The sequence below is a fragment of the Methanocalculus sp. genome (assembly GCF_030651615.1).
GTDB lineage: Archaea > Halobacteriota > Methanomicrobia > Methanomicrobiales > Methanocorpusculaceae > Methanocalculus.
On the sequence record NZ_JAUSCG010000139.1, the window covers coordinates 1 to 10,978 of the forward strand.

A 10,978-nucleotide genomic window follows, 5' to 3' on the forward strand; every position below is an offset into this window, starting at 1 on the left:
GTCGACTTCGGCGATCTCCAGCATGAGGTCCGGCTTGATCTCGTTGATGTGAAGGTCGGGGAATTCGTCCTGGTCCATGTCGGATTTGCCATTCAGCGACTTTCACGAGAGGAAGGGCTTGAGACCAGAGAGTTATTCCGGCAATGCTATGAGGCCATGGGTGCCTGATGCATGAATACGGCATAGCCTATGACATCTATGCGACAGCACGCAGAACGGCCCTTGATCATAATGCAGGGCACGTAACTACTATCACCGTCTCTTTCGGCCAGATGGCCATGATTAACCCGGAACAGGTCTGTTTTCTCTTTACTACAATCGCTGAAGACGATCCGGTGATGCGTGGGGCAAAGATAGTCTGCGAGATTGTTCTTCCGCGTACCTGTTGTGTCTGTGGGTATGAGGGAAACGAGATCTATGTCTGTCCTGACTGTGGAAAACTACCCTCCCTCGTCTCGGGAAAAGAGATTGTTGTAAAGAATATTGAGATAGATACTGGTGAATAATGATGAAAGTCAATCTTATGCATGGTGCCGGCGGAGAGGTGATGGGTGAACTTCTCAGAACGTTAACAGCATTCTCTCATAACAATGCCGGTGGTATCGGCCTTGAATCCCTCGACGATGGTGCTGTCATCCCGATTAATGGCAGTAATATTGTCTTTACCACCGACTCGCATGTCGTCAGGCCGCTCTTTTTTCCTGGTGGTGATATCGGACGAATCTCTGTCTGCGGCACAGTAAACGATCTTGCAGTGATGGGTGCCCGTCCGATTGCCCTCTCCTCTGCTATGGTGATCGAGGAGGGTTTCCCAATTGATGATCTTGTCAGAATTGTCGCTTCGATGGATCAGGCACTAGGAGAAGCTGGGGCCAGTATCGTTACAGGAGATTGCAAGGTCATAGAACGTGGATCTCTTGTAGTTATCATCATCAATACTGCAGGGATCGTGATCTCAAAGAGACCGGTTCGTGACTGTACTCTTCAGGAAGGAGATTGTATCATCGTCTCCGGAACCCTTGGTGATCACGGCATCTCGCTCCTCTCATATCGGGAGGGGTTCAACCTGGGTGATCAACTGCGATCTGATGTGGCACCGGTCTGGCCGATCGTTGATCTTGCACTTCATGCCGGAGATATTCATGCGATGAAAGACCCCACTCGTGGCGGATTTGCCGCTGCAATCAATGAGATGGCAACCAAGAGTGGTGTTGGAATCCTCCTTGATGAAGGGCATGTTCCAATCAGGCGCAGCATCCGGTCTGCAGCTGATATCCTTGGAATAGATCCCCTGCAGGTTGCAAACGAAGGGAAGGTGGTGATGGGTGTCCCAGCAGAGGATGCAGAGGCAGTCCTCTCCGCTATCCGGTCTCATCCTCTTGGTCGTGAAGCTGCGATTATCGGTCGGGTCGTCTCCGGATCACGTGTTATCATGCAGACGAAGATCGGAGGAGAGCGGTTCGTCGAGCCGCCGCTTGGTGATCCGGTGCCGAGGGTATGTTAGATCTGGTTCTTCGCAGTACTACCCTTCCTGATGGAAGAATTGCCGATCTCGCGTTTCAGGATGGCGCTCTTGTCAGTGTCGGAAGTGCTGGAAGAGCGCATGAGGATATCAGGTGTAATGGTCTCCTCTGCATCCCTGCAGCAACCGATATGCATGTTCATATGCGTGGGGGACCGCAGTCTGCCAAAGAGGACTGGCGGACGGGGACAATGGCCGCTCTTGCCGGGGGTGTGACAATGGTCGTTGACCAGCCAAATACGATTCCTCCCCTCCTCACTCAGGAGGCGTATACTGATCGGATCAGAGAGGCGAAGACGGGGGCACTCTGCTCTTTTGCTGTGAATGCAGGCGTCTCTCCGGGCTCTGATCCTCTCCCCCTCTGGAAAGCGGGCGCGATGGCATTCGGAGAGATCTTTGCTGCACCTTCAAGTTATGGTGATGCACTGACAATTGAGGAGTTGAAGGTCTCTCTTCAGAAGATACACTCACTTGGTGCTCTTGCTACCATCCATTCCGAGGAGGTCGGACCGGGATCTCCATCAGATCTCACCGCTCATAATCGGATCCGTTCCCCGGATGGTGAAGCCCGGGCTCTTGGATTGATTGGTGAGATACTGCCGATCGGAATGAAACCACACATCTGCCATATCAGCTCCACTGCTTCACTCAGAGTTGCACCCGGATCAAAGGAGGTTACTCCGCACCATCTCTTCCTTGCTATTGAGGATTTCGCACCTGAAGACACATTCGCGCGGGTTAACCCTCCAATTCGCCCGGAATCAGATCGAAGGGCTCTCTTCTCTTCATGGAACAGCATCGATCTCATTGCATCGGATCATGCTCCTCATACCAGATCCGAGAAGACTGTTTCGTTTGCTGATGCTCCTTCCGGCCTTCCTGGTGTAGAGACGATGCTTCCTCTCCTGATGAATGAGGTGGTCAGGAAGACGATAACGCTCAATTCTCTCGTAGAGAAGACTGCTATTGCACCATGCAGGGTTCTTGGAATACCTCCTGCCGGATATGCGCCAGGTGAACGATCAGATTTTGCTCTGTATGCGATGCAGCCTGAGACGATCAGATCTGACAATCTCCATTCCCGGGCGGGATGGACTCCGTTTGAAGGTCGCATGGGGGTATTCCCGACTCTCGTCATTCATAAGGGGAGGGTTGCCTATCGGGATGGAGATTACTCATATGATTCCGGAGGCTGGGTTACGGGAAGAGGTTATCTGCCTGGGGAACACATTTAATACTGTGCCAACAGATGCGCATTCATAGGTCCCCAGGTGATCAATATGACGTATGTCATGAGATGAGCCATGGGACAACCCGTTTGCGCGACAGGCATCACCCGGTGATGGGTTTGTTACGGGAGGAATGGCAGCAGCTACCGATGACCGCTATCAGTTATCACCGGGTGACATCTACCTACATATAGCATGGATTCTTTTATTGATGCACTCCGGGCAACAGACGATGGTCTTTTGATTAAAATTGAAGTGCAAACGGGATCGGGAAGGAATGTATTCCCCTCAGGGTACAATCCCTGGCGCAAAACTATCGGTGTTGCGGTGACAGCACCACCTGTTGATGGTCGGGCAAATACGGCAATCATCGATCTTGTTGCTGATAGTATGCATGTGCCCAGGTCATCAGTCAATATTATGTCAGGGCACCAGTCATCTAAAAAGGTGATCCGGATTGCCAATATGACCCTCTTACAGGGAATAGAAATTCTCAGGCCATTTTTCGATGAGTGATAATCGGCAGGGATTGTTTAGTACTTCTCCTAAACTTATCCTCAGGGGTTACTTTAAGTAAATGTAACTCTCTATAGTTATTTACCTATGATCAGGCGTAGCATTCATTGCATGATCGATGGGGGTGCGTTTACATGTATTCACCTGATACGACTAAGTATCTTATTCAGATTCATCTCGAAACAGAGGGGGTGGTTGAGAAACCCGATGTAGTCGGTGCCATTTTTGGCCAGACAGAAGGGTTGCTCGGAGAAGATCTCGACCTCCGTGATCTCCAGAGGACCGGAAGGGTCGGACGAATTGATGTTCAGATCGTCAGCAGACGAGGTGAGACTACTGGTGATATTTTTATTGCTTCATCACTTGACCGGGCAGAGACGGCCATCCTTGCTGCATCACTTGAGACGATCGATCGGGTCGGTCCATGTGTCGCCCGGGTCCATGTCGAGTGCATCGAAGATATCAGGGTAGCCAAAAGGAAGAAGATCATCGAACGGGCTAAGGAGCTCCTCCTTGATGCCTTTGAGGAGGACTCGATAGACTCTCAGGATCTCCTTGATGAGGTGCGGGAATCGATCAGGATAGAAAAAGTCCGTATGATTGGGGAGGAACGGGTACCTGCAGGTCCGAATGTTGAAGAATCCGATGCGATCATCATTGTTGAAGGTAGAGCTGATGTTCTGAACCTTCTTCGCTATGGGATTAAGAATAGTGTTGCAGTTGAAGGAACAAATGTCCCTGGCATCATCGTCAGTCTCTGTGAAAAGAAGACTGCAACCGTCTTTGTAGATGGTGATCGGGGTGGTGAGTTGATCCTGCGGGAACTCCTCCAGATTGCAGATGTTGACTTTGTTGCTTACCCTCCACGAGGAAAGAGTGTCGAAGACCTCAGTCGAAAAGAGATTGTCAAGGCATTGCGGAATAAAGTGCCGGTTGAGTATGTGCGGGATCAGATCGACAGAGAGACACGAAAGACAGGTTCTCAGTATGGTGCCCAACCCACATTATATCCAGGTCCTGTTGAACGTGCTGATGAGAAGGTCAATGACGATCTCCGTTTTGATGTATCTGATGATCACTCCTTACCCTCTATGGGGGAGGAGAAAGCGGCTCTGACTACACTTGGCGGACATATTCAGGAAATTCGCGGGAGTGGCCTTGGAAGATTTCTCTCTCCCGATCTCTCGAAGATCCACGATTTTTCTCCAGATGATTTCAGGGGGCTTCTTGAAAAGTATGGGGATGAGAGTGCAGGTGTTATCTTTGATTTGACGGTGGATCAGAAGATGCTTGATGTGGTTGCTGAGAAAGGTCTTGAGTTCATCGCAGCACCCAACTTTTCAGGAATTGTAAAACGACCTGCATCTTTACGTATGGTGAAGATGAACTAGTATTATAATTTTATCTTTTAATCCATATCCTTTTATTCCCAGCCATCACCATCGTACTTAACGGTGATACAAATGCACAAAGATGAGTTGATCGCCCTCCACCAGATGTTGTCTGACATTAAGGATTACTTCGAAGACCGAAGTCCCGAGCTGTCATTTCCTCAGTATCATGCCCTGAAGATCAACCCTACACAGGTTCATAAAAGTAAACTTGAGCATAAATATGCCATCTTCATTCTGGCAACAGAACTTGCAAACGCAATGAAAGACGTAGAGCTTGCATCTTCTGGGAGGATCTCGTCAAGAATGAAAGAACTGGCTGAAAAAACTCTCAAAGAAATTGAGTGTGCTCAGTAAAGCACCACTCAACATTTTCCTTCTTCTTCTACAAGATATTCTGCAAGTAATTGTGGTATCGGTGCTGACATACAGTGCCAGTTCGGGGTTCCATTTACTTCAAGGACGGTATAGCCTTCATCTGTTTTTAAGAGATCAACGCCGCAATAGTCAATTCCGATTGCTTTTGCTGCGGCTTCTGAGATTGCACGCATGGCAGGATCGATCTCTACAGGGGTGCCTGTCCCTCCTTTATGTATATTATGAGTCAGGTGAGGTGACTGCCGGTAAATTGCTCCTACTGCATGATGCCCTATGACAAATACCCGGAAATCGCGATCGTTTTTGACATACTCCTGGACATAGTAGGGTGGATCGGCGAGATCTGCTGTATTCGAAAAGAGGAAGATCCCATCCCCGTCAAATCCATATACCGGTTTATAGACAGCTTTACCGTGCCTCCCCAGAAATGCATCGACATCTGAATGCAAACCTGTAAAAAGAGTCTCTGGTGTCGGGACCCCATGATGTACGAGGAGAGCGGACGTCATCACCTTGCTTGCACAGGTGGCAATAGCTTCAGGGGTGTTGACAAGCCGGTTTTTCAGTGAAAGTGCTTTGATACGTTCAAACTCTATACCGTCCTGACGTATACCGCAGACCCAGATGAGATCGTTATGATATGAAATTCTGAAGGGATCTTGATCACGCAATAAAAGGATCTCATACTCAGCACCCATTGCATCAAGGGCATTTTTTACCATCTGTGTGGAATTATCATCTGGTCTGTCGGTTGGTTTAGGGATAATCCGGATCATGGATGGGACTCCGGCTCATCATCTGTTTTGAGCGCATACTTTCTCCAGACTTCTTCCCGCCATACAGGGCCGCTATTATAGCTGCAGAACGGAATAATCCGCCCGTCAGGGGTTGCATAATGAATACAGCAGCGATTCACCCGGTCAATGTCGTAATTGTAGTTATCCATAAAGTGCATGGTGCCAACAAAGAGGGCATTCCAGTGGAACTCTCTGAGGGCATCAAAGTTCTGATGGATGAGCGCGTTTGCAATAAGCCCATAGAAATCTATCGTTTCGTCCCCATCTTTCTTCAGGGTGTGTCTGAGACTATTGACCCCTTCAAGAAGGGTTCTGTACTTGCTGATGGTTCCACCTTTCTTCAAACCTGCTGCTATCGTTTCGACTGATTTAAAGAAAGGCTCCACATCAATCATCCTGTTCACCGGAACCATCCCGTGATCGGTAACAAAGAGATAGGTTGCCGCACCACAGTGGGGATGAGCGGTGAACTGTATCTGCTGGCGTCCGGTATATGACTTCACAAGATCGATGATCGGTTCTACGCAGGGGATCGGATAGAAGTCTTTTGCCTTCAGGATGCCTTCGGTCTGTTCTTCAATGCCTTTTAAGAGATCAGGGATGGTGATGCGCTCTTTTAAGATATCGTCATTGCTTGCCGCACCGGTAAATGCTACCGGCTGGAAGTTTACCCCTCTGATTACGTCAATGTTATCTGCGGCAAATGAGATGATCGCACCTGCTTCATGGTGGTTTTTCCCACGAATAATTGTCGGAACAAGGACGATCCCGATCTTCTCTTTGCGGCAGTTCTCAATAGCTCTCTTACTCACTTCAAGGAAGGGGTTTGTCTCTTTGGTCACTCCGTCAAAATGGAGGTATATTGTTGATACTCCGGCATATTTCAACTTCTGTGCAAGCGTTTCATCCTGGGCGAGCTTAATGCCGTTTGTTGCGATCTGCACCTGATTGAACCCAAGCTCCTTAGCCCTTTTGATGATCTCCGGAAGATCTTCACGCATCGTCGGCTCACCGCCTGACAACTGAATCGCGGGTGGAGGAACAGGCTTCTGGGCGCGGAGGTTGATGAACATCTCTTCTATCTGCTGAAATGTCGGTTCATAGATAAATCCACACGCGCGGGCATTCGCGAAACAGAAATCACAATTGAGATTGCATCGATTGGTTACATCAACATTGGCAAGCAGAGTTCCTGATCGATGCTGGTCACAGAGACCGCAATCATATGGACACCCTCTCCGCTCTTCTGGTGTCTTTGAGCTGCTAATACCCTGTCCGACGGTGTTGTATATATCAAACCGGTTGAACATGATGGCATCTGACCAGTAAAGTGACCTGAAGGGGCCGTGTTCCGGACATACACGGCGGATCCAAATAGCATCATCTTCATTGATAAGATCAGCATCAAGCACCACTTTGCAGATGGGGCAGATGCTTTTTGTTTTTCTGATCAGCATTCTTCAATCACCCGCGATTACCTTCAATCTAGTATATGATACAGTATTTTTTAAACCTTCCACCATAGTACTTATGATATGGGCAGTATCAGTATCGTTTCGCTCCTTTTACTTGTTATATCTGCTATCTGGGTAATGCTCCCCGCATATGTCCCAAACCCTGTTGCCGCTGCAACCGGTGGTGGGAGGCCGATTGATGGAGGGAGGTGCTGGAGTGATGGAAAACGTATATTTGGTGATGGAAAAACGATCCGGGGCCTGATATTTGGAATAGGTGGTGGTGTTGCGATAGGTCTTCTCCAGATCCTCCTCCAGTCTATGGTCAATATATCTTTTTTACCGGCACATACCTTCCTCTCTGTCATTCTCTTTGCAATTGGTGCGCTCCTTGGAGATCTCGTTAAAAGTTTCTTCAAGAGGCGGCGTGGTCTTGGAAGGGGAGAGAAATGGCCGATTGCTGATCAGTACGACCTCGTCATCGGTGCATTTGTTCTGGTCCTGATCGTTGATCCCGGATGGGTGCAATCTGTGATCACGCTCCCGATTGCTCTTGCCATTCTGATCATAACTCCCCTCCTTCATCGCGGTGCAAATATTCTTGGGTATGTACTCGGCATAAAAGAGGTACCATGGTAATCGATATATCGTCTCTCCTGATCCAGTATCATGCGATCGAATTTGGTGATTTCACACTTGCATCTGGTCAAAAAAGCTCGTATTATGTGGATATTAAACATGCAATGACAAATCCGGTACTGCTTGCTGCTATCGGGCGCGTCGTCTCGGAACGGTTCGAGTTTGATCTTATTGCGGGTGTGGCTGTTGGTGGTGTTCCTCTTGCTGTTGCCGTATCGCTTGCATCAGGAAAGCCCTATGCGATCATCAGGGCTACTGAGAAGGATCATGGAAAAGCTGCCCGGGTCATCGGCGATGTTGCAGGCAGGCGTGTACTGCTCATTGAGGATGTAACGACGTCGGGCGGGTCTGCGCTCTATGGTGTAGAAGAGTTGAGGCGGGCGGGCGGAGTCATTGATCGGGTTGTGACAGTCGTCGATCGTGAGCAGGGTGCAGCTTCGTTCCTTGCCGGGCATGGAATCGAGCTCTTCCCCCTCGCATGGGTGAGCAATCTCCTGAAGAAGTGATATATATTAGTAGAATGGTGTCAAATACATGGCCATGAAGTTTCTGGTTGTAGGTGGCGGCGGTAGGGAGCACGCAATAGCCAGAGCACTCTCCTGCAACCCAAATACCGTCATCTATGCTGTAATGTCCAATAGTAATCCTGGTATTGCGACACTCTCTTACGGGTATAGTATCGCACAGGAGACTGATGTTGAGCGTATCATCTCCTTTGCAACAGAGGTGGGGATTGATTATGCGGTTATAGGTCCGGAAGCTCCCCTTCAATGCGGTGTAGTTGATGCTCTGGAAAAACTCGGTATCGGATGTCTCGGTCCATCACAGGCTTCAGCCCGGATAGAGACAGACAAGGCTTTCTGCAGAAGGTTGATGAAGGAATATCAGGTTGACGGGCTTCCGGCATATCGGATCTTTCAGGACTCTGCCGAAGCTGTTGACTTCATATCCTCTCATGATGAGGATCTTGTCATTAAACCAATAGGTCTCACGGGAGGCAAAGGCGTTAAAGTGATGGGGGAGCATGTGGATCGAGCAGGAGCAATTGAGTATGCACGTTCTATTTCAGATGGTATTGTCATCGAAGAACGGCTGATTGGCGAGGAGTTCACCCTGATGGCCTTCGTTGATGGCAGGTCTATTGTTCCGATGCCCCTTGTTCAGGATCATAAAAGGGCTTTTAATGGAGATACAGGGCCAAATACCGGAGGTATGGGTTCATACAGCCTTTCGGATCATCGTCTTCCTTTTGTGACGGATGCAGACTATGGATCAGCTCTTCGGATCATGCATGATGTCGTTTCAGCATTAGATCGGTCAGGGACTCCGTATCGTGGGGTGCTCTATGGGCAATTCATGAATACTGTCAGCGGTCCTAAGGTAATTGAATTTAATGCCCGATTTGGTGATCCTGAAGCGATGAATGTTCTATCCATCCTCTCCTCGGACTTTTCTGAGATAGTCATCCGTGTTGCGGAAGGTACCCTCCGGCAGTCTGATGTTGTGTTTGAGCAGAAAGCGACTGTATGCAAGTATGTGGTGCCTGCGGGGTATCCCGATGCCCCGGTTGCAGGTGATCCGATAGATATCCCGCGGGATAATGAAGCATTGCTCTATTATGCAAATGTTTCCGATATTGATGGGCAAATCCTAACCCGGAGATCGCGTTCACTTGCGTTTGTTGGTGTGGGTCCAACCCTTTCTGATGCTGAACGGTCAGCTGAAGCAGGAGCATCATCGGTTCTTGGGAATGTACGGTACCGGTCGGACATCGGTAAAGATGAGATCCTTAAGCGCCGGATCGCGCATATGAAGGAATTACGATGAAACAAACTATCCTCTCCATCCTCGATCTTACTTCCGAGGAGATATCAACAATTATCAGGAATGCTATCAGGCTCAAAGATGAACGGAAGCGGGGTATTCCTCACCGGCATCTGGAGGGAAAGACTCTCGGGATGATCTTTGAGAAGTCATCTACAAGGACACGCATCTCATTTGAGGTTGGTATGTATGAACTCGGTGGATCTGCGGTATATCTGAACCCAAAGGACATGCAGCTCGATCGTGGTGAGGCGGTACAGGATACTGCACGAGTACTCTCGCGGTACCTCTCATCAGTTATGATTCGTGCACATACTCATACATCAATTCAGGCATTCTCAGCTGCTTCTTCAATTCCTGTCATCAACGGGCTCTCAGATAAAGAGCATCCATGCCAGATATTAGCCGATCTCATGACATTGCAGGAACGGTTTGGCACCCTCTCCGGTATCCGGGTCGCATGGATTGGAGATGGGAATAACGTCTGCAACTCTCTTATCCTCTCGACGATCAGAACCGGAATGAAGGTTTCTGTCTCTGTTCCTCCCGGATATGAACCGGATGCCGAATGTGTCCACCGTGCTGAGGAAGATGGTTATGTCACATTCCATGCTACGCCGGAGGAGGCAGTGGCTGGAGCCGATGCGATCTATACTGATACCTGGATCTCAATGGGTGATGAGGATGAACGGGCTGAACGGATGGTGGCATTTGAGAGTTACCGCCTTGATGAGCCGCTACTGAAACTTGCCTCAAAAGATGCAATCGCCCTCCATTGTCTTCCTGCACACCGGGGTTCTGAGATAACAGATGCTGTGATCGACGGACCACAGAGTGCGGTATGGGATCAGGCTGAGAACAGGCTTCATGCACAGAAGGCGTTACTGATAGCCCTCTTTGGTCTCGAAGAAAAAATTAGGTAATAAATTTTTTAAGTTCTTCAAACATGAACGCCTCAACGCGTTCAACCTCTTCTTTCTTTCCACGGAATGCCAGAAGCTGCCGCTCATCTCCATCCATGTTTGCAAAACTCAACTTTGTCATGTGTGGTACAAGTTCAACGTCATAGCTCTCAAGTACATTGCGTATGATACTTCGCGGCACCCCTGGGGGGATGATCAGATCAAATAACTCTGCTTCTTCCATATTTATCTCCCAATCTTCATCCGTTTACTCATGATGCATGGACCTCCACGGACACCACCGAGGGGGTTCCTGGGTTTACCAA

Annotated in this window: 15 protein-coding genes; 11 read left to right on the forward strand and 4 right to left on the reverse strand. The window is 49.0% G+C overall.

What is annotated here, in order from left to right:
- From Q7V06_RS06050 to Q7V06_RS06080, 7 genes are all read left to right on the forward strand, one after another.
- A partial coding sequence (locus Q7V06_RS06050; RefSeq protein WP_304839521.1) for a HypC/HybG/HupF family hydrogenase formation chaperone occupies nucleotides 1–168 on the forward strand: 168 nt, incomplete at its 5' end.
- Nucleotides 168–506, forward strand: a complete 339-nt coding sequence (locus tag Q7V06_RS06055) for a hydrogenase maturation nickel metallochaperone HypA (RefSeq protein ID WP_304839497.1) — start codon at nucleotides 168–170, stop codon at nucleotides 504–506. The genes Q7V06_RS06050 and Q7V06_RS06055, both read left to right, overlap by 1 nt.
- Before the next feature lie 2 nt (nucleotides 507–508).
- The gene (gene hypE / locus Q7V06_RS06060) at nucleotides 509–1,504 is read left to right on the forward strand and encodes a hydrogenase expression/formation protein HypE (protein ID WP_304839523.1); all 996 of its coding nucleotides are present in this window, start codon (nucleotides 509–511) and stop codon (nucleotides 1,502–1,504) included.
- Nucleotides 1,498–2,757: a dihydroorotase gene (gene pyrC, locus Q7V06_RS06065; RefSeq protein ID WP_304839500.1), complete on the forward strand. Its 1,260-nt coding sequence runs from the start codon at nucleotides 1,498–1,500 to the stop codon at nucleotides 2,755–2,757. The genes hypE and pyrC overlap by 7 nt, the downstream gene beginning before the upstream one ends.
- A 189-nt stretch (nucleotides 2,758–2,946) precedes the next feature.
- The gene (locus Q7V06_RS06070) at nucleotides 2,947–3,267 is read left to right on the forward strand and encodes a DUF167 domain-containing protein (protein ID WP_304839502.1); all 321 of its coding nucleotides are present in this window, start codon (nucleotides 2,947–2,949) and stop codon (nucleotides 3,265–3,267) included.
- 134 nt (nucleotides 3,268–3,401) lie between these two features.
- A complete protein-coding gene (gene dnaG, locus Q7V06_RS06075; RefSeq protein ID WP_304839505.1) occupies nucleotides 3,402–4,658 on the forward strand; it encodes a DNA primase DnaG in 1,257 nt (418 codons plus the stop codon).
- A gap of 72 nt (nucleotides 4,659–4,730) precedes the next feature.
- Nucleotides 4,731–5,015, forward strand: a complete 285-nt coding sequence (locus Q7V06_RS06080) for a UPF0058 family protein (protein ID WP_304839507.1) — start codon at nucleotides 4,731–4,733, stop codon at nucleotides 5,013–5,015.
- An 8-nt stretch (nucleotides 5,016–5,023) separates the two neighbouring features.
- On the opposite strand, the gene Q7V06_RS06085 is transcribed toward Q7V06_RS06080, so the two are convergent.
- Both Q7V06_RS06085 and tes read right to left on the reverse strand, forming a co-directional pair.
- Nucleotides 5,024–5,812: a RimK family alpha-L-glutamate ligase gene (locus Q7V06_RS06085; protein ID WP_304839509.1), complete on the reverse strand. Its 789-nt coding sequence runs from the start codon at nucleotides 5,810–5,812 to the stop codon at nucleotides 5,024–5,026.
- Complete coding sequence (tes, locus tag Q7V06_RS06090) at nucleotides 5,809–7,290, reverse strand: tetraether lipid synthase Tes (RefSeq protein WP_304839511.1); 1,482 nt, start codon at nucleotides 7,288–7,290, stop codon at nucleotides 5,809–5,811. The genes Q7V06_RS06085 and tes overlap by 4 nt, the downstream gene beginning before the upstream one ends.
- A 135-nt stretch (nucleotides 7,291–7,425) precedes the next feature.
- Here tes and Q7V06_RS06095 point away from each other — a divergent pair, with 135 nt between their 5' ends.
- Genes Q7V06_RS06095 through argF form a run of 4 tightly spaced genes read left to right on the forward strand, consistent with a single transcriptional unit; the run spans nucleotide 7,426 to nucleotide 10,673 of the window.
- Nucleotides 7,426–7,926, forward strand: coding sequence for a CDP-2,3-bis-(O-geranylgeranyl)-sn-glycerol synthase (locus Q7V06_RS06095; RefSeq protein WP_304839526.1), 501 nt, complete (start codon nucleotides 7,426–7,428; stop codon nucleotides 7,924–7,926).
- A complete protein-coding gene (gene pyrE / locus Q7V06_RS06100; RefSeq protein WP_304839513.1) occupies nucleotides 7,920–8,432 on the forward strand; it encodes an orotate phosphoribosyltransferase in 513 nt (170 codons plus the stop codon). Before Q7V06_RS06095 ends, pyrE begins: the two co-directional genes overlap by 7 nt.
- Nucleotides 8,433–8,460: 28 nt before the next feature.
- Nucleotides 8,461–9,753 (forward strand): phosphoribosylamine--glycine ligase, encoded by a 1,293-nt coding sequence (purD, locus tag Q7V06_RS06105; RefSeq protein WP_304839515.1) that lies wholly within the window; start codon nucleotides 8,461–8,463, stop codon nucleotides 9,751–9,753.
- Entirely contained in the window at nucleotides 9,750–10,673 is a 924-nt protein-coding gene (gene argF / locus Q7V06_RS06110) for an ornithine carbamoyltransferase (protein ID WP_304839517.1), read from the forward strand. The genes purD and argF overlap by 4 nt, the downstream gene beginning before the upstream one ends.
- Here the strand turns inward: argF and Q7V06_RS06115 are convergent.
- Entirely contained in the window at nucleotides 10,666–10,896 is a 231-nt protein-coding gene (locus Q7V06_RS06115; RefSeq protein ID WP_304839519.1) for a hypothetical protein, read from the reverse strand. The two genes, argF and Q7V06_RS06115, sit on opposite strands and share 8 nt — an antisense overlap.
- Before the next feature lie 2 nt (nucleotides 10,897–10,898).
- Nucleotides 10,899–10,978: DUF2114 family protein (locus tag Q7V06_RS10430; protein WP_370650817.1), on the reverse strand; the 80-nt coding region annotated here is incomplete at its 5' end.

Excerpts from the sequence above, each read along its gene's own strand:
- Q7V06_RS06055 (WP_304839497.1), top strand. The coding sequence starts at position 168 with ATGCATGAATACGGCATAGCCTATGACATCTATGCGACAGCACGCAGA.
- hypE (WP_304839523.1), top strand. The coding sequence starts at position 509 with ATGAAAGTCAATCTTATGCATGGTGCCGGCGGAGAGGTGATGGGTGAA.
- pyrC (WP_304839500.1), top strand. The coding sequence starts at position 1,498 with ATGTTAGATCTGGTTCTTCGCAGTACTACCCTTCCTGATGGAAGAATT.
- Q7V06_RS06070 (WP_304839502.1), top strand. The coding sequence starts at position 2,947 with ATGGATTCTTTTATTGATGCACTCCGGGCAACAGACGATGGTCTTTTG.
- dnaG (WP_304839505.1), top strand. The coding sequence starts at position 3,402 with ATGTATTCACCTGATACGACTAAGTATCTTATTCAGATTCATCTCGAA.
- Q7V06_RS06080 (WP_304839507.1), top strand. The coding sequence starts at position 4,731 with ATGCACAAAGATGAGTTGATCGCCCTCCACCAGATGTTGTCTGACATT.
- Q7V06_RS06085 (WP_304839509.1), bottom strand. The coding sequence starts at position 5,812 with ATGATCCGGATTATCCCTAAACCAACCGACAGACCAGATGATAATTCC.
- tes (WP_304839511.1), bottom strand. The coding sequence starts at position 7,290 with ATGCTGATCAGAAAAACAAAAAGCATCTGCCCCATCTGCAAAGTGGTG.
- Q7V06_RS06095 (WP_304839526.1), top strand. The coding sequence starts at position 7,426 with ATGCTCCCCGCATATGTCCCAAACCCTGTTGCCGCTGCAACCGGTGGT.
- pyrE (WP_304839513.1), top strand. The coding sequence starts at position 7,920 with ATGGTAATCGATATATCGTCTCTCCTGATCCAGTATCATGCGATCGAA.
- purD (WP_304839515.1), top strand. The coding sequence starts at position 8,461 with ATGGCCATGAAGTTTCTGGTTGTAGGTGGCGGCGGTAGGGAGCACGCA.
- argF (WP_304839517.1), top strand. The coding sequence starts at position 9,750 with ATGAAACAAACTATCCTCTCCATCCTCGATCTTACTTCCGAGGAGATA.
- Q7V06_RS06115 (WP_304839519.1), bottom strand. The coding sequence starts at position 10,896 with ATGGAAGAAGCAGAGTTATTTGATCTGATCATCCCCCCAGGGGTGCCG.